The following is a 22,882-nucleotide window of genomic DNA, read 5'->3' on the forward strand; positions in this document are numbered from 1 at the left end:
TTCGCGCACCCCAACAGTTCGTCACAAGACCCGACTTATCATCCGATCAGGGCTCCGGGAACCGGAATGCCTTTGGTCAAGCAGGCAACCCGCCCGCAAACATCGTGCGGCGACCTTGACTGCCGCGGCGGAATACCTGCACATCTTGGTCAAGCTGCGGACGACGCGTTTACTCAACAAAGGCACATTCCGAATGATCGACCTGTATACATGGACCACCCCGAATGGCCGCAAGGTCTCGATCCTGCTGGAAGAGCTTGGCGTGCCCTACACGGTGCATGCCATCGACATCGGCAAGGATGACCAATTCGCGCCGGAATTCCTGAAGATTTCGCCAAACAACAAGATCCCGGCGATTGTCGATCGGGAGACAGGCGCGTCACTGATGGAGAGCGGAGCGATCATGCTCTACCTCGCGCAGAAACACCGACGCTTCCTCGTCGAGGGCGACGGGTATTGGAGCATGGTCGAATGGCTGATGTGGCAAATGGGGGGTCTTGGCCCGATGCTGGGACAGGCGCACCATTTCCTAAAGTTCAACAAGGGCACATCTGACTATGCCGAGGCCCGGTACGGGAAAGAAGCGCAGCGGCTCTATTCGGTATTGAACACGCGGCTGGACGGAAGAGAATATGTCGCCGGACCGTACAGTATTGCAGACATGGCGATCTTTCCGTGGATCGCCCGGTTCGATTGGCAGGAAATCGACCTGAATGCATATCCCAATGTGAAAGACTGGTATCTGCGGATCGCAGAGCGACCGGCAGTGCAGAAGGGCTATCAGATTCCGAAATACGTGACCGATATCCCGATGCCCTGATACGGGCATCGGAATAAGATACGACCGTCAGGCCGCGCGCGAAAGACGTGTCGGGGACTGTTCGATCAGTTCGGCGTGCAGCGCCTTGATGACAGTCTCCATCGAGTCGCGGTCCATGACGAACTGCACATCGACATTGCGCGGCCCCTGAGACGCGCCGATCGCTTCGCGTCCGGCATTGGCGATGGCTTGCAGGCCCCGGGTGAGGATGGACAGCCCGTTCAGATCCCGTCCGATGACCGACACCATCGCCAATCGACGACTGGTGATCTCGGCCGCCGGAAACATCTTTGCAATGTCCCGTTCGACCCGGCGCATCGTTTTCAGCGATGCGTCAAGATAATGCGTGATCGTATTCGCATTCGAAACCTTGGACACGATCCGCACATTGTGCCGGGTCAGCACGTCAAGAATGCCGGCGTCATAGCCTTTGACGCCCACCATGTCCTGTTCGAACACCTCAAGCGTCACGATATCCAGACCGGTCACGATTTCCGCCGCCGCCTCTTCTGCGGGTTGATCGTCGATCAGGGTGCCGGGATCGCCGGGATCGAAGGCATTTGTGACACGCAGGGGCACGCCTGCCTGTCGCAGGGTCTTGGCTGCTTTCGGATGGATCGCCTCCATGCCCATGTTCGACAATTGGTCAGCGACATCGTAATTTGTCCGGCCCAGCTTGCGCACCGCATTTTCACCAACCAGCTTGGGATCGGCCGACGACAGGTGGAATTCCTTGTGAATGATCGCCTCGCGCGCCCCGGTGAGGGCGGCCAAGTGCGAAAACGTCACTTCGGAATATCCGCGATCGAACTCGTTCATGAGCCCTTCGACGCATTGGGCATATCCCGTCACAATCGGCATTTCGGTTGCGGGATCAACATCTTCGAATGCGTCGGTGATACGGGTTTCAAGACACACATCGCCCTCGTCGCGCCAACCCGACAGATCGACGAACCGCGCCTCCACTCCGCTGCGCTGCAACATCAGGGCCGTGACATAGGCGGAATGCGCCTCACCCAGACCGGACAACAACTCGCGGATGTGCCCCATGTGTTCGGGCAAGCGGAAATGGCCATAGGAACACAGGCGTTGCAGGTCGATCAGGCAATTCCGAGCACCGAGGATACGTTCATCGACGAACATGTGGGCCTGCTGGATATCGCCCTTATGTGTCAGGATGTCCTCATGTGCCGCTTTCATCGCCTCGGCGACGCGGTCCAGGGCATCCTGCCATTTGTGGTTGCTGTCGTCATTCGCAAACAGTGCATAGACCCCGGGTTCGCCGGATTTCTTGTGCTCCAGCAAAAGGTTCGTGATCCCGGCAAAAGCCGAGACCACGAAGACGCGGTTGTAAACGTCTTCTTTCTCCCGCCCTCCGATAAAGAGGGTTTCTCGTAATTCGGACAGGCGGGACATGGACGTCCCGCCAATTTTTTCCACAGTATGGCTCATCTTACGCCTCCACTGCCGCCGAGTAGGACCCATCCGCCTGGTGCACTTCGTTGCCGGTGACCGGCGGGTTGAAGCAGCAGGCCATGACCAGCTCTTCTTCTGCCCGCAGCACATGGCGGTCATGCTTGTCCAGCGCGTACATGACACCCGGCGTGATCTCATGAGTTTCGCCGGTGGCAAGATCGGTGATCGAGCCCTTGCCCTTCATGCAGTATACGCTTTCGAAGTGGTTCTTGTATTCGAACGTGTGCTCGGAGCCCTCTTCGAGAAAGGTGATGTGAAAGGAAAAACCCATGTTGTCACTGGCCAGCAGCATTCGCACACTTGTCCAGTTCGCGTCGGAAACAACCCGGTCTTTTTCCTGCTCGACGATTTTATTGAAGTCTCTGACGATCATTTGCGTTACTCCGCAGCAATTTTGTTGGGGCCTGTCAGCACGTCGTTCGCCGCTTCAAGCAAGATCTTGAAGCCTTTGCGCAACGTGTCTTTCGGCGTGGTCAGCGGTGCCAGAACCTTGATCACCTGGTCTTCGCTGCCGGAGGTTTCGATGATGAGGCCCTTTTCATAGGCCCGCGCGCAGACCGCACCGGCAAGATCACCAGACCCCACATCGACCCCCTGCATCAGGCCACGTCCCTTGAGGTAGGCATCCGGTACCATCGCCGCCAGATCGGAAAGAGATTCGTGGATCAACTGCGACTTCTCTGCCAGCTCCTTCTGGAAACTGTCATCCGCCCAGAACTTCTCGATCGCGACTTTCGCGGTGATGAAGGCGTGCGTGTTGCCCCGGAAGGTGCCGTTGTGTTCGGCCGGCCCAAAGATATCGTATTCGGGGCGCACCAGAAGCATCGCCATCGGCAGGCCGAAGCCGGAGACCGATTTCGCCATCGTGACGATGTCGGGCATCACGCCCATCTCTTCAAACGAGAAGAACGTCCCGCACCGGCCACATCCGGCCTGGATGTCGTCGATGATAAGAAGCGCCCCATGGTCTTTCGCAAGGTCGGCAATGCGCTTGACCCACTCCGGGCTGGCAGCGTTCAGACCACCCTCGCCCTGTACCGTCTCGAGCAGGATTGCGGCGGGCGCATCGACGCCACCAGACTTGTCCTTGAGCATCGCGTCGAGGAATTCGACCGTGTCCGTTTCACCGGGAAAGAAGCCATCGAATGGCATGCGGGTCACACCGTTCAACGACATGCCTGCACCACCGCGGTGATAGCCGTTTCCGGTGGCCGACAAGGCCCCCGTGGTCACACCGTGAAAGCCGTTGGTGAAGGCGATGATGTTGGTTCGTCCCGTCACCTTGCGCGCGATCTTCATCGCCGCCTCGACGGCGTTTGCGCCGGTGGGTCCGGTGAACATCACACGGTGATCCATGTCACGCGGTGCAAGAATGTGCTTTTCCAACGCCTCAAGGAAAGCCGCCTTGGTGTTGGTGTGCAAATCCAGACCATGCGCAATCCCGTCATTCGAGATGTGCTCGATCAGCGCAGCTTTCATGTCGGGGTCGTTGTGACCGTAATTCAGCGATGAACAGCCAGCCAGGAAATCGATATAGGTCTTGCCGGTGTCATCCGTGATTTCGGATCCGCTTGCGGTGGTGAAGGTCGCGGGCATGCCGCGGCAATAGGAGCGGGCTTCGCTCTCGCGGCGTTCAAAAATCGAGTCGTTCATGTTCATGTCCTTGGGCATCAGATGTCCTTTCAAGGCATTGGAATTGAGATTTTCAGGGAGAAAACGAAGGTCAGGTCACGCAGCGCGCTTGAGGCCATCCGCAGCCGGAAGGGTGATCGACACCAGATGTTCCGTGTCGTGGCGCCCTTCGAAATGGATATCCCGCGTGTAGTGCGGTACGTCGGTCAGCGACCCACCGATCGAACGGGCGAACGACTTGAACAGACCCCATGACGCATCGTTGTCGCGTGTGATGGTCGTCTTAAGATGTGTCGCACCGTCGCAAGCGTCGCGCTCGATCAGTTCGATCAGCATCAGTTTGCCAAGCCCCAGACCGCGCGCCTTTCCGCCAACGGCGACCTGCCAGACGAACAGTTCATCCTTGTCGGGAATCATGTGGCCGGAGATCCAGCCTACAATCTCGCCATCAAGCTCGGCGACCACACATGTGTCGCGGAAATGCTCTGCCTGAACAAGATTGCAGTACATCGAGTTTTCATCGAGCGGCTTGCAGTCCTTCACGAGTTCCCAGATTGCAGCCCCGTCCGTCGCGTCCGGTTTGCGCAGAAGGGGCTTGCGCGTTCGGGGGATGTCACTGTGCTCTGCCATGTTTTCTTGACCCTTTGTTAGTTCGACTAACTAATTACTCTATCGTCATGCATATTTCAACATGTCACCCCGATAAACGTACATAGCGGCATTTGGTTGCCTGGCTCGGTGGATTTTCTTCTCATTTCTTCGGCGGATCTCACGTTTTCCCTAATATTTACTTAGCCAAACAAAGAGCTCCCCTTAAGATCGCAGATTGCGGGATGCTTCAAATTAGTGTCATGGTCTGCGGGATGACGACAAATGCCGAACTTAGAATGGATGACAGCCTGATTGCCCTCAGGCGAATCCTGCGCGCGACCGAGCTTTATGCCCGCGACCTTGCGCATGCTGTGGGCCTCACCCCGGCGCAGCTCAGGGTGCTTCAGATCGTCAACGGAAAGGAAAGCGTCACACCCAAGACCTTGGCGACCCAGATGGGTGTCAGCCAAGCGACGGTTTCGGCGTTGGTGGACAAGCTGGTGGCGCGCGGCCTGGTCGAACGCGTGCCATCGAACCAGGATCGCCGCCAGACCAATGTAACGGTCACGCAAGACGGGCAGGCCAGGCTGGAAGACGCTCCCGACGCGCTTCAGCAGCGCTATGTCCGCGCGTTCCTCGCCTTGGCCGATTGGGAGCAGGCGCAACTGGTCTCCACGCTCGAAAGGGTGGCGGATATGCTTGATGCCCGTGGACTTGATGCGTCGCCCGTTCTGACGACAGGCGACATCAAGACAGGCAGAAAGGCGTTCTGAGCCGCAAACGGGTCGGGCTTACGTGTCCGGACGGGATTCCGGCGGCTCATCGTAGATGGACCACCCATAGTCGCTCTCGCTTTCGGGAAGGTCGTTGGGCCGAAGGTTACGCGCCATGTAGGTTTTTGCGATGAAGTTGGCCGTGATGGGCGCGGTCAACAGAAGGAAGACCGAAATCAGCAGTTCATGGACCGATAGATAGCCCGTGGAAACGTAGAAATAGATCATCGAAGCGACCAGAACACCGCCGACACCCAGCGTCGTCGCCTTGGTCGGGGCATGCAACCGTTGCAGGGAATCCTTCAGCTTGATGAGCCCGTAGGACCCGACCAGTCCGAAGATGCCGCTGACGACCAGAAAGATGGAGATAAGAAGTTCGGTCACGAAACCCATGGGCTGTCCTTACTCGATAATGTCGCCGCGCAGAAGGAAACGGCAGTAGGCCACGGTGGACACGAAGCCGACCATGGCGACCAGCATTGCTGCCTCAAAGTAAATCGCCGTCCCGCGCCAGACTCCGTAAAGCACCAGCAAGGCGATGACATTGATCACCATCGTATCAAGCGCAAGGATGCGATCCGCGGCGTGGGGGCCAAGCACGATCCGCCAGAGATCAAGCAGCAAGGCGATCCCGTAACAGCCGGCCGCAAAGAGCAGAGCAAGTTCGATCATTGGAAAATCTCCTTCAGGCGCCGTTCGTACCGGGACTTGATCTCGTCACGCACCGCGTCGGGATCGTCGGTATCCAGACAATGCACAAGGATACATCCGCCATCTGCGGCAAGGGTTGCCGAAACCGTCCCGGGGGTCATGGTGATCGTGCCGGCAAGCACGGTGATAGCTTCGGCGGACTGGAGTTCGAGCGGCACGACGATCCAGTGAGACCTGATATTGGCGTTCCGTCGAAACAGGATGATCCAGGCGACCTGCACATTCGCCACGACGATGTCCCAGAAGACGACCAGAACATATTCGATCACCCGAAGCGGTTTTCCGATCCGGGGCCGGTCAGGCCAGTAGGGCGCGGTGAGCATGGGAATGACCAGTCCGAAGACCACTCCTAGGATGAGATTCCCCAAGGTGAACGTGTTGACCAGGCCAAGCCAGACCAGAACGAGCGCGATGCTCAGAAGGGGGTGAGGGATCAAACGCATCATCATGGTCTAGAATTCTCCACCGAGAACCGCCGAAATATATGCCGCCCGGTCGAACAGTTGCAGCGATGTCTGTTCGAGGTACTCGGTGACCGGACCGGCAAAGATTGCCAGGCCCGCAAGAGCAGCCGTTGCAAACATGACCGGAACGATTTCGGAAGGTTTCGCCACGCTGGCATAGGGCGGCTCGGGCAGGGTTTCGACCTGCGGGTCCGGCACCGGTTCCGCGATGGAGGTCGACTTCCAGAACAGCGCACTTCCCGCGCGGGCGAAACCCACCACGGTCATCAAGGATCCGGCAAGGATCGCAGTCCAGGTCCAGACCATGAAATCCGGTTGCCGCATCGCATCAAGAACCAGCAGCTTTCCCAAAAATCCACTCAGCGGGGGCATACCCGCCATGCCGATCGCCGCCGCAAAGAAAATGGCGGCGAACAGCCCGTTGTGAACCGTTGCCGGCGCCGGGCTCAGAGAGTCGCCCCCCCTCCGGGCCACGACCAGGTCCGCGATCAGGAAAAGACAGGCAGCTGCAAACGTCGAATGAACCATGTAGTAAAGCGCGGCCGTCGTGGCACTGGTCGAAAACGCAGCCACCGCGACCAGCAGCGTGCCCATTGAACCGATTGCCGAAAAGCTGATCAGCGGCATGAGTCGCCGCGCCCCGAGAACGCCGACGGCCCCCAGTGCGATGGTGACGATCGCCGCCGGAAACAGCCACGCCCCGATCAGACCGTCGGTTGCCGGAACACCCGGGCCGAACGCCACCGTATGAACACGCAAGAGCGCATAGGCTCCGACCTTGGTCATGATCGCAAAAAGCGCGGCAACCGGAGCGGGCGCGTTGGAATAGGTTGCCGGCAACCAGAACTGGACCGGGAAAAGCGCCGCCTTGACGGCAAACACGATCATCAACAGCATCGCGGCGACCCGGACAAGCGCCGCCTCGTCTGCCGGAAGTTCTGGCACTTTTGCTGCCAGATCGGCGATGTTGAGCGTTCCCGTGCTTGCGTACAACGTGCCCAGCGCAAACAGGAACAGGGTCGATCCGGCTAGGTTCATCACGACGTATTGCAGACCCGCGCGCATTCGGTCACGGCCGCCGGAATGGATCATGAGTCCGTAAGACGCGATCAGAAGCACCTCGAAAAACACGAAGAGGTTGAAGATGTCGCCCGTCAGAAAGGCGCCACATATCCCCATCAGCTGGAACTGGAACAGCGCATGAAAATGCTTGCCGCGATCGTCCCAGCCCGTCGCTATCGAATGCATCAGCACCATCAGGGCCAGGCTTGCCGTCAACAGCACCATGAGCGCGGACAACCGGTCAAGAACGAGCACGATCCCGAAGGGCGCGGGCCAATCTCCCAGGCGATAGATATGCGTGTCTCCATCCGCAGCCAGGATGACAAGCCCGACCGACACCGCCAGCAGCAGCGCGGTTCCGACAACCGAGGCCACCCGCGCCAGAACGATATCGTGCCGCATGACGAACCCGATCAGGGGTGCAAGCATCGCCGGAAGGACGATGGGAACGATGATCCAGTGACTCATTGATCGGCGTCCTTGTCGAAGTCTGTCTGATCGATGTCGATGCGGTCGCTGTCAGCCTCGAGGAAGGCTCCGAGCGAAATCATCACAAGCACGGCCGTCATCCCGAAGGAGATGACGATTGCCGTCAGCACGAGTGCCTGGGGCAGAGGGTCGGTGTAGGTTCCGTCACCGTATCTCGACAGGATCGGGGACATGTCGATGGCAAGCCGACCGCTCGAGAAAAGGAAGACGTTAACTGCGTAGGACAAGAGCGCGAGGCCAAGAATGACCGGAAACGTCCTCAAACGGAGGATCAGATAGACCCCGCCAGCCGTCATCGTTCCGATCGCGCTAGCAACAATGAGTTCCATGTCAGCTTTTCTCCGATCCATCTTCCGACGCGCGGCCCGGGTCGTAGTCCATCGGCGTCACGTTCACAGTTTCTCCGGCATAACGGGCGATGCGCGAGAGGCTGTAAAGCATGAGCATGACCGCCCCCAGGACCGTCAGGAACACTCCGAGGTCGAACAGCATGGCAGTCGCCAGTTCGAACTCCTCGATCGGAGGCAGGTGGACATAGGTATAGGCGCTGGTCAGGAAGGGGCTGCCAAACAGCCACGCGCCCAAGCCTGTGAGTCCGGCGATGACCACGCCGAAACCGATCATCGTGTGATATTCGATCCGTTGTCGCGCCTGGGTCCAGGCAAAGCCGGACGCCATGTACTGCATCAACAATGCGATGGCGACGACCAGCCCCGCCACAAAGCCCCCGCCCGGTTGGTTGTGGCCGCGCAGGAAGATATAGGTTCCCACCAGCAAGGCGATCGGCATGAGAACGCGCGTCACCACCACCATCATCAAGGGGTGCCGGTCGCGCGACCGGTCAAGCGAGTAATCCGTGTTCCGCAAACGGCGTGCCGCCGGTCCGTCGAGCAGCGAATGCATCAAGGCGTAGATCAGAAAACCCGCGATCCCGAGAACGATGATTTCACCGTAGGTGTCGTAGCCCCGGAAATCGACGAGGATCACGTTGACCACGTTGGTGCCGCCTCCACCTTCATAGCTGTTGGCGATGTGGAAGGACGAAATCGTCGAGATGTCCCGCTGCATGAAGGCGAAGGACAGCCCGGCAACGCCACTTCCTGCTGCCAGGGCGATGATCGCGTCGCGCACCCTTCGTCCAGTCGAGCTTTCCCGTGGCGTGTCTTTCGGAAGAAAGTGCAGCGCAAGGAGGAGCAGCATGATCGTGACGGTTTCGACCGAGATCTGGGTCAGGGCAAGATCCGGTGCAGACAGGTACACGAAGCCCGCCGAAATCGTGAGTCCGATGATCCCGATCAATACGAGCGCGCGGAACCTGTGATGGTGCATCGACACGACAGAAATCGTTGCAACGATCAGCATCACCCAGCCGACTCCGATCACCGCAGGAATCGGCAAAAGGCCGCGGGTGGGTGCGGACATGCCGCTTCCCGCAAAGGCCAAGGCACCCATGACGACCGACGCCACGGTGAATATCGCAAGGTAGCGGCTCATCGATCCGTTATGGGTCCCTTCCGCGATGAAGCGGGATAGCGACACGCAGCGTGCCACCAGCCGGTCGAAGATCGCCTTGGCTTCGGGACGCGGCGTCTTGTTCCAGGCGCGGTCCAGCGGGCCATGCGCCAGAAGCACGATCGCACCCCCGCCAACGGCGGCAATCGACATGAAGAGCGCAGGCGTGACGCCATGCCAGATCTTCAGGTGCGGGTTCAGTTCGGCTCCGGTCACCGCGCTTGCGGCGGCCGCCACGATCCCGTCGGCAAGGAACGGCATGACACCGATCAGCACGACGAGAACCGTCAGCAGGGCTGGCGCGGCCCAGAGGCCGAACGGCGGGTCGTGTGGATGCGACGGATAGTCGTCGCGCACCGGGCCAAAGAAGACGTGGCCGATAAAGCGGAACGAATAGACCACTGACAACAAGGCCCCGATCGTCGCCATGACGGGCACGAGGTACGGGCTGCCGGCCCAATCGGTGTGCGACGCCTCCTCGAGCATCATTTCCTTCGACAGGAAGCCGTTGAACAGCGGAATCCCCGCCATCGACAGCGCTGCAACCGTCCCGATCACGAAGGTGACCGGCATCAGCTTGCGCAACCCGCCCAAGCGCCGGATGTCGCGGGTATGGGTTTCGTGGTCGATGATCCCGGCGGTCATGAAGAGCGCGGCCTTGAACGTCAGGTGATTGATGATGTGAAACACCGCCGCGATTGCCGCAGCCTGGGTCCCGAACCCCAGGAGCATCGTCAGAAGGCCAAGATGGCTGACCGTCGAGAACGCAAGCAACGCCTTCAAATCGCTTTTGAACAGCGCGATCAACGCGCCCAGCACCATCGTGATCAGGCCCGTGGTGGCGACGATATAGAACCAGGCATCCGTCCCCGACAGGACCGGCCACATCCGCGCCATCAGGAACACACCCGCCTTCACCATCGTGGCAGAGTGCAGATAGGCCGAAACCGGTGTCGGCGCCGCCATGGCGTGGGGCAGCCAGAAGTGAAACGGGAACTGGGCCGATTTGGTGAAGGCACCCAGCAGGATCAGGATGAGCGCATGCATGTACCACTCGGACGCGCGGATCGCATCGCCTGCCTGAAGGATGTCCGTGAGGTTATAGCTGCCCGCGATATTGCCCAGGATCAGCATGCCGCCGATCATCGCAAGCCCGCCTGCCCCGGTCACGGCCAACGCCATGCGCGCGCCTTGCCGACCTTCGGGCAGGTGCTTCCAGTACCCGATCAGCAGGAACGACGACAGCGACGTCAACTCCCAGAAGATCAGCAATAGCAGGATGTTGTCAGAAATGACGATCCCAAGCATCGCGCCCTGAAACAGCAGGAGATAGGTATAGAACTGGCCGACCGGGTCGTCGCCAGACAGGTAGAACCGCGCATAGAGCGTGATCAGAAGTCCCACACCAAGGATCATGCAGGCAAACAGAAGGCCCAGACCGTCCAGAAAGAATGACGCTGACAAGCCAAGCTGCGGCAGCCATTCGACTTCGGCCTGCACGGTTTCCCCGTCCATCACGGCGGGCGCGAGTGTGAGCAGCAGCAATAGCGCCAGTGCCGTCGGAACCGCCGTGAAGGCCGCGCACGCGTTGCGTCCAGCCCGAATCATGATCCCCGGAACAAGCGCCCCGATGAACGGCAGCAAAGCTATGAGAAATAAAAGGTTGCCCGAAGTGCCCATATTACCTGCTGATCCGACCCGAGTTGCTTCGGTGCGCAATATCGTCAAATGACGGCAATGTAAAAAGCTTCGGAGCGTCCCGGTGGTGCAATCCGCCCACCAATGTTGCTTTTGTCAGTCCTCGGCGGCCGAAACATGGCAAATCGCCCGGGCAGATACTCCGCCCGGGCGTGTTTTCTGAAGGCTTACGCGACCAGATCGAAACGGTCCGCGTTCATGACCCTGGTCCACGCGTCGACGAAATCACGCGCAAACTTTTCGGAGTTGTCATCCTGGGCGTAGACCTCTGCATAGGCGCGCAGGATCGAGTTCGAGCCCAGCACCAGGTCGATGCTTGTCGCCGTCCACTTGACCTCGCCGGTCTTGCGGTTGCGGATCTCGTAGGTGCCATCGTCCAGCGGGTGCCAGCTATAGGTCATGTCGGTCAGGTTGACGAAGAAGTCATTCGTCAGCTGGCCTTCGCGATCCGTGAAGACACCATGCTTGTTGCCGCCATGATTTGTGCCCAGCATGCGCATGCCGCCGATCAGAACGGCCATTTCGCGTGCCGTCAGACCCATCAACTGCGTCTTGTCGAGCGTCAGCTCTTCCATGGAGACCGCATATTTTTCCTTCTGGAAGTTGCGGAACCCATCGACCAGCGGCTCGAGCACATCAAAGCTTGCGTGATCGGTCATGTCGTCTGTCGCATCCCCACGACCCGGAGCGAAGGGCACGTCGATGTCGTGACCAGCCGCCTTGAGCGATTGATCCAGACCGACATTGCCCGCCAGCACGATCACATCGGCGACCGAAGCACCGGTTTCGGCTGCAATCGGCTCCAGAGCGTCAAGAACCTTGGCCAGACGCTCGGGTTCGTTGGCAACCCAGTCCTTTTGCGGCGCAAGACGGATGCGGGCACCGTTGGCACCGCCCCGCTTGTCGGAGGCGCGATAGGTGCGGGCGCTGTCCCATGCGGTTGCGATCATCTCGGCTGCGGTCAGGCCGCTGTCGGCGATCTTGGCCTTCACGGCTTCAACATCGTAGCCGGTGTTGCCAGCCGGGATCGGATCCTGCCAGATCAGGTCTTCCGCAGGGACGTAGGGACCGTAGTAATTGGCCTTCGGACCCATGTCGCGGTGTGTCAGCTTGAACCAAGCGCGGGCGAATGTGTCGGCGAAATACTCGGGGTCCGCGCGGAACTTCTGGCAGATCTCGTTGTAGATCGGGTCGACCTTCATCGCCATGTCGGCATCGGTCATCATCGGGTTGCGACGGATCGACGGATCGGTGGCATCGACCGGCTTGACCTCGTCCGGCATGTCGACCGGCTCCCACTGGTTTGCACCGGCGGGCGATTTGGTGAGCTTCCACTCATAGCCGAACAGGTAGTCGAAATACCCCATGTCCCACTTGGTCGGATGCTGCGTCCACGCACCTTCGATGCCCGAGGTGAAGGCGTTGGCCGCCTTGCCCTGGTGCCCCGCGTTTTCCCAGCCGAACCCTTGGGAATGAACCGGGCAGCCTTCGGGCGCATCGCCGATGGTATCGCCCGCGCCCATGCCATGTGCCTTGCCGACAGTGTGTCCACCACAGGTCAATGCCGCGGTTTCCTCGTCGTTCATGGCCATGCGCTTGAAGGTTTCGCGCACGTGCAATGCGGTACGCGCCGGATCGGGCTGACCGTTCACGCCCTCCGGATTCACGTAGATAAGACCCATGTGCACAGCCGCCAGCGGGTTGTACATCGTGGCGGGTTCGTCCAGGTCTCCGTAACGCTCTTCGGACGGAGCGAGCCATTCCTGCTCGACACCCCAGTTCACGTCCTCTTCGGGCGCCCAGACGTCTTCGCGACCAAAGCCGAAACCATAGGTCTTCAGGCCCATCGATTCGTAGGCGACGGTGCCCGACAGGATGATCAGATCGGCCCAGGACAAAGCATTGCCGTATTTCTTCTTCACCGGCCACAGCAGACGCCGCGCCTTGTCGAGGCTGGCATTGTCCGGCCACGAGTTCAGCGGCGCGAAGCGGATGTTGCCCGTTGCGGCGCCACCGCGTCCGTCGCCCATGCGGTAGGATCCCGCCGAGTGCCACGCCAGTCGGATCATCAGACCGCCATAGTGACCCCAATCCGCCGGCCACCATTCCTGGCTTTCGGTCAGCAGCGCCTTGACGTCTTCCTTGACTGCGTCGAAATCGAGCGCCTTGACGGCCTCGCGGTGGTTGTAGTCCGGGTCCATCGGGTTGGTGCGGGCACCGTGCTGGTGCAGGATGCCGAGGTTCAGCGCGCTTGGCCACCACTTGGTCACGCTGTTGCCGGTACCGGTGTTGCCACCATGCATGATCGGACAGGCACCAGCCTTGTCCATGTTATTACCGTCCATGATTTTTCTCCCTCGAAGTGAATCACGAAGAGCATTTCGCTCAATCTAGAACGGTTCTAACCACAGGGAACGATTAATTCCAATTGGATATTCAAAAGAATATGATAAGTTTTTCTGATGATAAACCTGACCATCAAGCAACTGCGCTATTTCGATGCGCTGGCCCGGCATCAGCATTTTGGTCGCGCGGCTGAATCCTGTTCGATCTCGCAACCAGCCCTGTCCTTGCAGATCAAGGAGCTTGAGGCGCTGTTCGGCGCACCCCTGGTCGAACGCGGTGCGCGCAAGGTCCGGCTGACGGCGATCGGCGAAGACCTCATACACAAGGCACGGCAGGTGCTTGTTTCCATAGAAGAACTCGAAGACCTCATGCGGGCGTCGCGCGGGCCGTTGTCCGGCAGGTTCCGCCTTGGCGTGATCCCGACCGTCGCGCCCTATCTCCTGCCAAAAATGATCCGCGCCCTGTCCGACAGCTTTCCGGAGATCGAACTGGAAATACGCGAGACCGTGACGAAATCGCTGGTCTCGGACCTTCTTGAGTCGCGGCTGGAGGCGGCGATCGTCGCGCTGCCGATCTCCGAGCCCGCCTTGCAGGAATCCGCCTTGTTCGACGAGGAATTTGTCCTTGTGCGCCCTCTGAGCGAGGCTGACAAAGCGATCCCGAGCCCTGACATGCTCAAGACGATGCGCTTGCTTCTGCTTGAGGAAGGCCACTGCTTCCGCGATCAGGCATTGTCGTTTTGCGAACTTAGCAAGACCCAGCCGCGCCAATTGATGGAGGGCAGCTCTCTGTCGACGCTGGTTCAGATGGTCAGCGCGGGCATGGGCGTGACGCTCATTCCTGAAATGGCGATCCAGCTCGAGACCCGGTCGGCAGAAGTCTCGGTTTCCCGATTTCCCGCCCCGCACCCGTCGCGCACGATCGGGATGGTCTGGCGCAAGTCGAGTCCGCTGGTAGATCAGTTGACACAGGTCGGCGCGATCCTGCGCGGGGCTGCCTTGCGATCACTTTAGGCCGTGTTTTCGCGCAATGCGCTGACAAATCAGGGTGCTGCGCGGCGGACTCACCTTGGCGAAAATGCGCTGTTTTCGGAAATGTTAACTTGATCGGCACATCTTTGCGCTAAATGCTCAAATTATGGGCGTTTTAAAAACTCTCGCATATGCCGCGGTCGCCATCTGCCTTGCCGTCACAGCAGCGCAGTCCGAAGACAGCCTGCTGAACCGTGTCACCGAATGCGTCGGACGGCTTTCGGCGCAGATGGAGCATCATTGGTTGTTGCCCGATGCAACAGGCAGACAAGTGGAAACCGAGCGTTCTCATCTGCTCGACGTCCTTGATGCGATCGTCACTCCGGAAACCGCCTCCCGGGCCTTGTCAGTCCGGATCGAGGCAAAGATGGCGCACGCGGCCCTTCTGACGCAGTCCGCCTTCTCGCGTGACGAACGCCGATCTGCCTGGGCGAACAAACGGGCGCGCGAAGAAATCGACCAATGCCGCGACATGCTTCTGTCCGCCTCGGCCGATACCGCCGCTCCTGCACTTCGAGGTTCTTCCGGTGTTGCGGAAACGGTGAATCAGGGGACTTGGAAAGCGTCGCAATAAGGTTCCCGCCCTCGCAAGATGCTTAAATTCGCGACAGTCGCCCCCCAATCGCCCAAAACATGTGCGTTTGATCCTGAGAGCCACCGACCGCGCGGGGACTCTGTTCCTGACCTCGCCAAGTACAGCCTAGATACCCGCGGCTGGTGGCAATCATCAGTCGATAGCGTGCGATAAGGCCGGCCGTTCAACTCCAGACCTTACCGCACTCCGCAATTAACTTGCGTCTGCGATACGTGGTGGTCGGTTCTGCTTTCGGCAACCTCCTGCGGCGCAAAACGTACGAAGGACGTTTGCACAATGTCGATGAAATTTCTCAGCTCTGCGGCAGCCGCCGCACTGGTTGCTTCCACGCTGCCCGCATTTGCCCAGGATGTAAGCTGCCCGATCAAAGTCGGTGTCTTGCACTCCTTGTCCGGCACGATGGCCATTTCGGAAACCACGCTCAAAGACACGATGGAGATGCTGGTTGATATCCAGAACGACAAGGGTGGCCTTCTCGGCTGCGAACTCGAAGCCGTCGTCGTCGACCCCGCCTCCGACTGGCCGCTCTTTGCAGAAAAGGCCCGTGAGCTTCTGACCGTCCAGAATGTCGACGTGATTTTCGGCGCCTGGACATCGGTGAGCCGCAAATCCGCTCTGCCGGTGCTGGAAGAGCTCAATGGTCTGATGTTCTACCCGGTGCAGTATGAAGGCGAAGAAAGCTCCAAGAACGTGTTCTACACCGGCGCTGCCCCGAACCAGCAGGCGATTCCGGCCACGGATTACTTCCTTGAAGAACTCGGCGTCGAAAAATTCGCGCTTCTGGGCACCGACTATGTCTACCCGCGCACCACGAACAACATCCTCGAGGCGTATCTGAAGGACAAGGGCATCGCGGAAGAAGACATCTTCGTCAACTATACGCCCTTCAGTCATTCCGACTGGTCCAAGATCGTCGCGGACGTCGTGGCCCTGGGCGCCGACGGCAAGAAGGTCGGCGTAATCTCGACCATCAACGGCGATGCGAATATCGGTTTCTACAAGGAACTGGCCGCTGCCGGCATCTCCGCCGACGACATCCCGGTCGTGGCCTTCTCGGTCGGAGAAGAGGAACTGTCCGGCCTCGACACGACGAACCTCGTCGGTCACCTGGCAGCCTGGAACTATTTCCAATCCGCCGACACCGAAGCCAACGAAGAATGGGTTGCGTCCTGGAAAGAACGCATGGGCGATGACCGTGTGACCAATGACCCGATGGAAGCCCACTATATCGGCTTCAACATGTGGGTGAACGCGGTCACCGAAGCGGGCACGACCGACGTCGATGCGGTGCGCACCGCAATGTACGGCCAGGAATTCCCGAACCTGACAGGCGGAACCTCCGTGATGCTGCCGAACCACCACCTCGCCAAGCCGGTCCTGATCGGTGAAATCACCGAAGATGGCCAGTTCGACATCATCAGCCAGACCGAAGAAGTGCCGGGCGATGCCTGGACGGACTTCCTTCCGGAATCTGCGGTTCTCAAGTCGGACTGGGCGGAATTGGGCTGCGGTATGTACAACACCGACACATCGACCTGCGTGCAGATCAAGTCGAACTACTGACCCCGAGCGGTGCGTGCGAAAGCACGCACCCTACGCCGCGACCGGCCACCTGATGTAGGTGTGTGCCTGCACGCACCATTTCGAAACGGATTCATCCTCAATGCTGCGTTTTGCCACTCTCTTTCTGACTTGGCTGAGCCTGTCAGGTCCGGCCATGGCCCAACAAGCCGACGCACCGATCCAGCGGCTGTTGCAAACCCATAGCGACGTCCTGCTTGAAAGCTCGCGGCGCACAATCGGCCCGGCCGTCGATGCGCTGGCCAATTCCGGACTGCCCGAGGCGCAGGTCGTTCTCGACAAATGGCAGAACAAGGAAATGTGGGTCGATGAAGAGACCGGGCTTTTCGTCTACGCAGAAGAGATAGACCGCGACACGCTGCGCATCTATGATTTTGCCGACGGGACCGAGATTGGCGAGGTTCCGGATGATGCCTTCGACCAACTCAAGCCGAATTCCGGCATCCGGGGCCTGATCGCCACCGCCCTCGTGCAGTTTCAACTCAGCGACCCCGACCCCGATACCCGCCGCCGTGCGCTTGACGCAATCGAACGCGGGGCCGAGGAAAGCCACCTTGCAGCGCTCCGCGTCAGCCTCCCGAACGAAACAGACGACACGATCCGCGCTCGGAAAGACCGGCTCGAACGCTTGCTGACCATCCGCTACGGGGAAACCGACGCAGAACGGATCACCGCGATCCAGAGCTTTGGTGGCGATCTGAGCGTGGACGTACGTGCCGCACTCAACCCGCTTCTGGCCGTCCGGGTCGAGGCAGCCGATGCGCTTCCCGACGCGCCGGATATCGGTCGCGTTCTACAGCCGGGCTCCGAAGCCTTGCCACGCGACGAAGCGTATGAATTGCTTGTGGGCGCCGATCTCGCCAAGCCGCGCATCAGCCGCGAAGACCAGCGCAATGCGCTTGTCGCAAACATCTCGGACGGTCAGGTGGCCGGTGTTCAGGTCGCAACGCTCGACAGTCAGGCCGCCCGCGATATGGCTTACGCGGCCTTGGCCGAACAAGGTACGGTCACGGCCGTCGCCACCGAGGCCGAAGTGGATGACCGCCTTGCCAGTCACGTCTTCTACGAGCGTTATATCGGTGCGCCGCCCGAGGTGGTGGCGGCCGCGCAGCTTGCGCTCCAGGCCATTGAAAACAAGGTGCATGTCAACCAGGCGATTGATCTTGGGCTGGATGCGCTGTCGCTGGCCTCGATCTATTTCCTTGCTGCCATCGGGCTTGCCATCACCTTTGGTGTGATGGGCGTCATCAACATGGCGCATGGCGAATTCATCATGATGGGGGCCTATACCGGCTACGTGGTCCAGCTGTTCATCCCCGATTACACACTGTCGATCATCGTCGCGATCCCGCTGGCCTTTGCCGTGACCTTTGGCGCAGGTGTTGCAATGGAGCGCCTGGTGATCCGCTGGCTGTACCATCGCCCGCTGGAGACCCTGCTGGCCACCTTCGGCATCTCCATCGCGCTTCAGCAATTGGCCAAGAACATCTTCGGCACGCAGGCGCGCCCGCTGACCGCCCCCGACTGGCTGGACGGATCGCTTGTCATCAACGACATCGTGTCGATCAGCTATATCCGCATCGCGATCTTCGTTCTGGCCCTGCTGTTCCTTGCGCTGTTTCTGTTCGTCATGAACCGCACGCGGTTGGGGCTGGAGGTGCGTGCGGTCACGCAAAACCCGCGCATGGCGGCGTCGATGGGCATCAACCCCGACAAGATCAACATGCTGACCTTCGGCTTCGGGTCCGGCATAGCCGGCATCGCCGGCGTCGCCATCGGGCTTTACGCCAAGGTCACGTCCGAGATGGGCAGCGATTACATCGTGCAAAGCTTCATGACCGTCGTCGTTGGAGGCGTCGGCAACATCTGGGGCACCCTGCTGGGCGCGACGATGGTCGGATCGCTGCAAAAGGGGATCGAATGGCTGAACCCGTCCAACACGCTGGCGGCACAGACCTACATGATCCTGTTCATCATCCTGTTCATCCAGTTCCGGCCAAAGGGCATCATCGCCCTCAAGGGCCGCGCGGCGGAGGCATAGGCCATGACAGACGTATCCCTGCCCCGTCGCGAACCCTTCGCACTGCGTTTCCCGTCGGTGATGGTCTTCGTTGCCATCCTCGCGCTGTTCACAGTTGGGGTGACGATCCTGTCCGAAGGCTTCGGCATCGGCGTCATCTCCACCAGCTTCGTCAAGACGCTTGGCAAGACGCTTTGCCTCTGCCTCGTGGCGCTGGCGATGGATTTGGTCTGGGGATATTGCGGCATCCTCAGCCTTGGCCACATGGCGTTCTTCGGCCTTGGTGGATACGCGATCGGCATGTGGCTAATGTATGCCCGGACCGAGATCATCGTTCTGGAAAGCCTTGCCGCTGCACCTTTGCCGCCCACGCCGCAAGAGGTCTCCGACGGCATCGCCAGCCAGATCTTCGGCGTTGTCGGCGCATCCGAATTTCCGCCGATCTGGGCCTTTGCCCATTCCCTGCCGCTGCAACTCTTGGCCGTTGTCCTGGTGCCCGGCCTCTTGGCGCTGGTCTTTGGCTGGCTGGCCTTTCGCAGCCGGGTCACAGGTGTGTACCTGTCGATCCTGACACAGGCGATGACCCTCGCCCTGTCGCTGCATCTGTTTCAGAACGACAGTGGATTGCGGGGCAACAACGGTCTTTCGGGTCTGCAAAACCTGCCCGGTCAATCGGACGTATCGCAGGATATCGTGTCGCTCTGGTTCTTCTGGGGCTCGGCGCTTGCCTTGGGTCTTGGCTATCTGCTGTGTGCCTGGATCGTGTCGGGCAAATTCGGATCGGTCATTCGCGCCATCCGCGATGACGAAGCCCGCGTCCGCTTCCTTGGATACCCGGTAGAGGCGTTCAAGCTCGCCATCTTTACCGTGACAGCCGTCATCGCCGGGATCGCCGGCGCGCTCTACTACCCGCAAGCGGGCATCATCAACCCGGCAGAGCTTGCCCCCATTGCCTCCATCTACCTGGCCGTCTGGGTTGCCATCGGCGGACGTGGCCGGCTCTACGGCGCGGTGATCGGGGCGGCGTTCGTGTCGCTGGTCTCGACCTGGTTCACCGGCGGGCAAGCGCCCGACATCAACCTCGGGTTCTACACGATCAGCTGGGTGGACTGGTGGACGGTGCTTCTGGGTCTCAGCTTTGTCTGTGTGACACTTTATGCCCCCAAGGGCATCGGTGGCCTTGTCGATATCCTGATCGACCGCAAAGGCCCGAACCGGCACGGCGCAGACCTTGGCCCCGATCAAGGCGCGTTGCGGGAACAGGAGGCGGACAAATGAGCACCCTGCTCGAAGTCTCTGGCGTGTCCGTGTCGTTCGACGGCTTCAAGGCCATCAACAACCTGTCCTTCCAGATCGCCGATGCCGAACTGCGCGCGGTGATCGGACCCAACGGTGCAGGCAAGACAACCTTCATGGACATCATAACCGGCAAGACCAGGCCCGACGAAGGACGGGTCGTCTATGGAGATCGCGGCGACTCCCTCCTCAAGATGTCGGAAAGCAAGATCGCGCAGGCCGGTATCGGCCGCAAGTTCCAACGACCCACCGTGTTCGAGGACCAGAGCGTGTTCGACAACCTGATGATGGCTTTGAAGAAAACGCGGGGCCCCCTGGCAGTCCTGTTTTTCAAGCCGACGAAAGACGACAATGACAAGGTCGCGGATCTGGCTGAGCAAATCGGCCTTTCCGGCGCGCTGCATCGCAAGTCGGGCGAGCTGAGCCACGGGCAAAAGCAATGGCTTGAGATCGGCATGCTTCTGGCACAGGATCCGCGCCTCCTGCTGGTTGACGAACCCGCCGCGGGCATGACGCCTGCCGAACGCGAACACACAACGGACATTCTGCGAGAGGCGGCAAAGACCCGCGCGGTGGTGGTGGTCGAACACGACATGGAATTCGTGCGTCGCCTGAACTGCAAGGTGACGGTGCTGCACGAAGGGTCTGTGCTGGCCGAAGGGTCGCTGGACCACGTGACGAAGAACCAACAGGTGATCGAGGTGTATCTTGGCCGATGAAGTCCTGCGCACGAAGGGCCTGACCCTGCATTATGGCGGCAGCCAGATCCTGAACGGGATCGACATGGCCGCGCATCGGGGTGAGATCACCTGCGTCATGGGCACAAACGGCGTCGGCAAGACAAGCCTGCTCAAGGCGATCTCGGGCACACATGCCTATTCCAGTGGGACGCTGTCGCTGAATGGCGAGGACATCAGATCGGCAAGCGCACATGCGCTGGCCCAGAAAGGTGTCGCCTATGTCCCGCAGGGGCGCGATATCTTCCCCCTGCTCACCGTGCGCGAGAACCTTGAAACCGGGTTTGCCTGCCTGCCGAAATCAGAACATCAGATCCCCGATCACATTTACGAGCTGTTCCCGATCCTCAAGGACTTCCTGCACCGGCGGGGTGGCGACCTGTCGGGTGGGCAGCAACAACAGCTTGCCATCGCGCGCGCCCTGATCACCAAGCCAAAGCTTTTGCTGCTGGATGAACCGACCGAAGGCATCCAGCCGAACATCATCCAACAGATCGGGCGGGTGATTGCCCTGCTGCGCGAACAGGCCGACATGGCAATTGTGCTGGTCGAACAGTATTTCAGCTTTGCCTACGATCTGGGCGACCGTTTTTACGTTCTTGAACGCGGTGCCGTGAAGATGAGCGGCCCGAAAGGGGATCTGGATCGGGATGAATTGCTGGCCGGCGTGTCGGTCTAGGGTGGCTTGACCCTTTGTCAGGTCGCGGCACCGACGACGCGATCGCCCGCGTTTGGAGTGTCCAATTCAGACAGGTCTGAGCGCGAAAACGCGACCGTTGCAGTCACCAGAACCTGCATTGCGTCGAACATAGGCACCGTGGCCTTGATATCCTGCGCCAGAAGCGAGAATTCGGTGCAGCAGATGCAGATCACATCCGCCCCGTCCTCGACCATTTGCGTGCAGATGTCTGACAGCGTGTGCGCCGCGAATTCCGAGGGCCCCTGTGCCTTGATGGACCGGATCGTGGCCAGCGCTCGACCCTGTTCTGCTGCGTAAACCGGGCTGAGACCCGCACCGGCCAGCGCCTTTTCGAACACGCCCACCTGTTGCAGCGCGGGTGAACCGAGCAAACCAACCTTGCCGCCGGGGGCGATCTGCGCAGCCTCTGCGCAGGACATTTCGACCATGTTCAGGAAAGGTGCGTCGGTCGAAGCCGCCACCTGACCCGCATAGTAATGCGCGGTGTTGCAGGGCATGACGAGCGCCTCGGCACCTGCGCCGACCAACCCCTTGGCCATCTGGACAAGAACCGGACCGGGGTCTTCTCCGCCACCTTCGAGGATCGCCTTGATGCGCGAAGGCACCTGGGTGTTGTTGTCCACCAGCAAGGGGATGTGATCGGAATCGTCGCGTGCCTGAATGGCGTCGACGATCTGCTGCATGAAAAAGATCGTCGCTTCCGGGCCCATACCGCCCAGCACACCAATACGCCGCATCAGGCTGCTCCTTTTTGCAGGGCGCGCGCCACCACATGCGCAATAATGTCGGCCACATGGGCGCAATCTTCGAGGCTGAACGTCAGAGGAATGCGCGTGTCCAGCAATCCGGCAAGAATGGCATCCGTTTTGGGCAGGTCCTGCGGTGTCACATAGCGCCAGCTTTGGTGGTTCGAGGTGAAGCCAACCGGGCTGTCCGCGCCGAACCACTTGAGCTCGACGCCAAGCGCCTTGGCCCCTGTTACCACCTGCTGCACGGTTTCCTTGCTGGCCTCCGGCATCAGGAACTGGAAGGACGACCCGACATAGCGCTCCTGTTCCGGGCGGTGCGGGACGTAGATGCCGTTCATCCCCCGCAGCCTGTCGGCCACCAGATCGTGCCGCGCGTTCCAGCGGTCGATATTGGTCTCCAACATCGCCAGTTGCGGCAGCAGGATCGACGCGCGCAGGTTGTCCATCCGCCCGGACATGTTCGGCGTGTCCAGCCGGACATCGGTGAACATTTCGGGTGGCGGCGCGGCCCCGTGACGGTCATACAGCATGTAGGATCCCGAAAGCATGATCGCCCGCGCCATGAATTCCGGATCGTCGGAGGTCAGCAAACCGCCTTC

The 22,882-nt window shown here is 60.1% G+C and carries 22 protein-coding genes; 9 read left to right on the forward strand and 13 right to left on the reverse strand.

The annotated features are described in order from the left end of the window. Positions 1-193: 193 nt before the first annotated feature. Entirely contained in the window at positions 194-820 is a 627-nt protein-coding gene (locus LCF60_RS17290) for a glutathione S-transferase N-terminal domain-containing protein (RefSeq protein WP_292293467.1), read from the forward strand. A gap of 27 nt (positions 821-847) precedes the next feature. On the opposite strand, the gene LCF60_RS17295 is transcribed toward LCF60_RS17290, so the two are convergent. Genes LCF60_RS17295 through ectA form a run of 4 tightly spaced genes read right to left on the reverse strand, consistent with a single transcriptional unit; the run spans position 848 to position 4,558 of the window. Beyond that, the gene (locus tag LCF60_RS17295; RefSeq protein WP_292293468.1) at positions 848-2,272 is read right to left on the reverse strand and encodes an aspartate kinase; all 1,425 of its coding nucleotides are present in this window, start codon (positions 2,270-2,272) and stop codon (positions 848-850) included. A 1-nt stretch (position 2,273) separates the two neighbouring features. After that, the gene (locus LCF60_RS17300; protein ID WP_292293470.1) at positions 2,274-2,669 is read right to left on the reverse strand and encodes an ectoine synthase; all 396 of its coding nucleotides are present in this window, start codon (positions 2,667-2,669) and stop codon (positions 2,274-2,276) included. 5 nt (positions 2,670-2,674) lie between these two features. After that, positions 2,675-3,967: a diaminobutyrate--2-oxoglutarate transaminase gene (gene ectB, locus LCF60_RS17305; RefSeq protein ID WP_292293471.1), complete on the reverse strand. Its 1,293-nt coding sequence runs from the start codon at positions 3,965-3,967 to the stop codon at positions 2,675-2,677. Between the two features lie 57 nt (positions 3,968-4,024). Next, positions 4,025-4,558: a diaminobutyrate acetyltransferase gene (gene ectA / locus LCF60_RS17310; RefSeq protein WP_292293472.1), complete on the reverse strand. Its 534-nt coding sequence runs from the start codon at positions 4,556-4,558 to the stop codon at positions 4,025-4,027. Positions 4,559-4,815: 257 nt separating this feature from the next. On the opposite strand from ectA, the gene LCF60_RS17315 reads away from it, so the two are divergent. Further along, entirely contained in the window at positions 4,816-5,292 is a 477-nt protein-coding gene (locus LCF60_RS17315) for a MarR family transcriptional regulator (RefSeq protein ID WP_292293474.1), read from the forward strand. Positions 5,293-5,310: 18 nt separating this feature from the next. Here the strand turns inward: LCF60_RS17315 and LCF60_RS17320 are convergent, their stop codons facing one another. From LCF60_RS17320 to katG, 7 genes are all read right to left on the reverse strand, one after another. After that, the gene (locus LCF60_RS17320) at positions 5,311-5,685 is read right to left on the reverse strand and encodes a Na+/H+ antiporter subunit G (RefSeq protein WP_292293476.1); all 375 of its coding nucleotides are present in this window, start codon (positions 5,683-5,685) and stop codon (positions 5,311-5,313) included. A gap of 9 nt (positions 5,686-5,694) precedes the next feature. Next, positions 5,695-5,964: a K+/H+ antiporter subunit F gene (locus tag LCF60_RS17325; protein ID WP_292293478.1), complete on the reverse strand. Its 270-nt coding sequence runs from the start codon at positions 5,962-5,964 to the stop codon at positions 5,695-5,697. Next, complete coding sequence (locus tag LCF60_RS17330) at positions 5,961-6,452, reverse strand: Na+/H+ antiporter subunit E (RefSeq protein WP_292293480.1); 492 nt, start codon at positions 6,450-6,452, stop codon at positions 5,961-5,963. Before LCF60_RS17330 ends, LCF60_RS17325 begins: the two co-directional genes overlap by 4 nt. Before the next feature lie 3 nt (positions 6,453-6,455). Beyond that, positions 6,456-7,997 carry a monovalent cation/H+ antiporter subunit D gene (locus LCF60_RS17335; protein WP_292293482.1) on the reverse strand — a complete coding sequence of 514 codons (1,542 nt, stop codon included), beginning with the start codon at positions 7,995-7,997 and terminating at the stop codon, positions 6,456-6,458. Further along, positions 7,994-8,347, reverse strand: coding sequence for a Na+/H+ antiporter subunit C (locus tag LCF60_RS17340; protein WP_292293483.1), 354 nt, complete (start codon positions 8,345-8,347; stop codon positions 7,994-7,996). Before LCF60_RS17340 ends, LCF60_RS17335 begins: the two co-directional genes overlap by 4 nt. Position 8,348: 1 nt before the next feature. After that, entirely contained in the window at positions 8,349-11,210 is a 2,862-nt protein-coding gene (locus LCF60_RS17345) for a monovalent cation/H+ antiporter subunit A (RefSeq protein ID WP_292293484.1), read from the reverse strand. A 185-nt stretch (positions 11,211-11,395) separates the two neighbouring features. Further along, positions 11,396-13,573, reverse strand: a complete 2,178-nt coding sequence (gene katG, locus LCF60_RS17350) for a catalase/peroxidase HPI (RefSeq protein WP_292293486.1) — start codon at positions 13,571-13,573, stop codon at positions 11,396-11,398. Between the two features lie 117 nt (positions 13,574-13,690). Here katG and LCF60_RS17355 point away from each other — a divergent pair, with 117 nt between their 5' ends. The 7 genes from LCF60_RS17355 (at position 13,691) to urtE (ending at position 21,513) form a co-directional block, all read left to right on the forward strand. Further along, positions 13,691-14,587: a hydrogen peroxide-inducible genes activator gene (locus LCF60_RS17355; protein ID WP_292293487.1), complete on the forward strand. Its 897-nt coding sequence runs from the start codon at positions 13,691-13,693 to the stop codon at positions 14,585-14,587. 247 nt (positions 14,588-14,834) lie between these two features. Further along, entirely contained in the window at positions 14,835-15,179 is a 345-nt protein-coding gene (locus LCF60_RS17360) for a hypothetical protein (protein WP_292293489.1), read from the forward strand. Positions 15,180-15,482: 303 nt separating this feature from the next. Beyond that, complete coding sequence (urtA, locus tag LCF60_RS17365) at positions 15,483-16,763, forward strand: urea ABC transporter substrate-binding protein (RefSeq protein ID WP_292293500.1); 1,281 nt, start codon at positions 15,483-15,485, stop codon at positions 16,761-16,763. 154 nt (positions 16,764-16,917) lie between these two features. Continuing rightward, entirely contained in the window at positions 16,918-18,822 is a 1,905-nt protein-coding gene (urtB, locus tag LCF60_RS17370; protein ID WP_292293491.1) for an urea ABC transporter permease subunit UrtB, read from the forward strand. 3 nt (positions 18,823-18,825) lie between these two features. Then, positions 18,826-20,079 carry an urea ABC transporter permease subunit UrtC gene (urtC, locus tag LCF60_RS17375; RefSeq protein ID WP_292293492.1) on the forward strand — a complete coding sequence of 418 codons (1,254 nt, stop codon included), beginning with the start codon at positions 18,826-18,828 and terminating at the stop codon, positions 20,077-20,079. Next, positions 20,076-20,816, forward strand: a complete 741-nt coding sequence (gene urtD / locus LCF60_RS17380) for an urea ABC transporter ATP-binding protein UrtD (RefSeq protein WP_292293493.1) — start codon at positions 20,076-20,078, stop codon at positions 20,814-20,816. The genes urtC and urtD overlap by 4 nt, the downstream gene beginning before the upstream one ends. After that, on the forward strand, positions 20,806-21,513 hold the full coding sequence (gene urtE, locus LCF60_RS17385) for an urea ABC transporter ATP-binding subunit UrtE (protein WP_292293494.1): 708 nt from the start codon (positions 20,806-20,808) through the stop codon (positions 21,511-21,513). The genes urtD and urtE overlap by 11 nt, the downstream gene beginning before the upstream one ends. 17 nt (positions 21,514-21,530) lie before the next feature. Here urtE and LCF60_RS17390 read toward each other — a convergent pair whose 3' ends face one another. Together LCF60_RS17390 and LCF60_RS17395 are read right to left on the reverse strand one after the other, a co-directional pair. Next, entirely contained in the window at positions 21,531-22,271 is a 741-nt protein-coding gene (locus tag LCF60_RS17390; protein ID WP_292293495.1) for an amino acid racemase, read from the reverse strand. Next, positions 22,271-22,882 (reverse strand): DegT/DnrJ/EryC1/StrS family aminotransferase (locus tag LCF60_RS17395; protein WP_292293497.1); only part of this gene is annotated, 612 nt, incomplete at its 5' end. The genes LCF60_RS17390 and LCF60_RS17395, both read right to left, overlap by 1 nt.

The sequence above is a fragment of the Marivita sp. genome, from assembly GCF_020055635.1.
In the GTDB taxonomy this organism is placed as follows: Bacteria; Pseudomonadota; Alphaproteobacteria; order Rhodobacterales; family Rhodobacteraceae; genus Marivita.

Excerpts from the sequence above, each read along its gene's own strand:
- LCF60_RS17290 (WP_292293467.1), top strand. The coding sequence starts at position 194 with ATGATCGACCTGTATACATGGACCACCCCGAATGGCCGCAAGGTCTCG.
- LCF60_RS17295 (WP_292293468.1), bottom strand. The coding sequence starts at position 2,272 with ATGAGCCATACTGTGGAAAAAATTGGCGGGACGTCCATGTCCCGCCTG.
- LCF60_RS17300 (WP_292293470.1), bottom strand. The coding sequence starts at position 2,669 with ATGATCGTCAGAGACTTCAATAAAATCGTCGAGCAGGAAAAAGACCGG.
- ectB (WP_292293471.1), bottom strand. The coding sequence starts at position 3,967 with ATGCCCAAGGACATGAACATGAACGACTCGATTTTTGAACGCCGCGAG.
- ectA (WP_292293472.1), bottom strand. The coding sequence starts at position 4,558 with ATGGCAGAGCACAGTGACATCCCCCGAACGCGCAAGCCCCTTCTGCGC.
- LCF60_RS17315 (WP_292293474.1), top strand. The coding sequence starts at position 4,816 with ATGGATGACAGCCTGATTGCCCTCAGGCGAATCCTGCGCGCGACCGAG.
- LCF60_RS17320 (WP_292293476.1), bottom strand. The coding sequence starts at position 5,685 with ATGGGTTTCGTGACCGAACTTCTTATCTCCATCTTTCTGGTCGTCAGC.
- LCF60_RS17325 (WP_292293478.1), bottom strand. The coding sequence starts at position 5,964 with ATGATCGAACTTGCTCTGCTCTTTGCGGCCGGCTGTTACGGGATCGCC.
- LCF60_RS17330 (WP_292293480.1), bottom strand. The coding sequence starts at position 6,452 with ATGATGATGCGTTTGATCCCTCACCCCCTTCTGAGCATCGCGCTCGTT.
- LCF60_RS17335 (WP_292293482.1), bottom strand. The coding sequence starts at position 7,997 with ATGAGTCACTGGATCATCGTTCCCATCGTCCTTCCGGCGATGCTTGCA.
- LCF60_RS17340 (WP_292293483.1), bottom strand. The coding sequence starts at position 8,347 with ATGGAACTCATTGTTGCTAGCGCGATCGGAACGATGACGGCTGGCGGG.
- LCF60_RS17345 (WP_292293484.1), bottom strand. The coding sequence starts at position 11,210 with ATGGGCACTTCGGGCAACCTTTTATTTCTCATAGCTTTGCTGCCGTTC.
- katG (WP_292293486.1), bottom strand. The coding sequence starts at position 13,573 with ATGGACGGTAATAACATGGACAAGGCTGGTGCCTGTCCGATCATGCAT.
- LCF60_RS17355 (WP_292293487.1), top strand. The coding sequence starts at position 13,691 with ATGATAAACCTGACCATCAAGCAACTGCGCTATTTCGATGCGCTGGCC.
- LCF60_RS17360 (WP_292293489.1), top strand. The coding sequence starts at position 14,835 with ATGGAGCATCATTGGTTGTTGCCCGATGCAACAGGCAGACAAGTGGAA.
- urtA (WP_292293500.1), top strand. The coding sequence starts at position 15,483 with ATGAAATTTCTCAGCTCTGCGGCAGCCGCCGCACTGGTTGCTTCCACG.
- urtB (WP_292293491.1), top strand. The coding sequence starts at position 16,918 with ATGGCCCAACAAGCCGACGCACCGATCCAGCGGCTGTTGCAAACCCAT.
- urtC (WP_292293492.1), top strand. The coding sequence starts at position 18,826 with ATGACAGACGTATCCCTGCCCCGTCGCGAACCCTTCGCACTGCGTTTC.
- urtD (WP_292293493.1), top strand. The coding sequence starts at position 20,076 with ATGAGCACCCTGCTCGAAGTCTCTGGCGTGTCCGTGTCGTTCGACGGC.
- LCF60_RS17390 (WP_292293495.1), bottom strand. The coding sequence starts at position 22,271 with ATGCGGCGTATTGGTGTGCTGGGCGGTATGGGCCCGGAAGCGACGATC.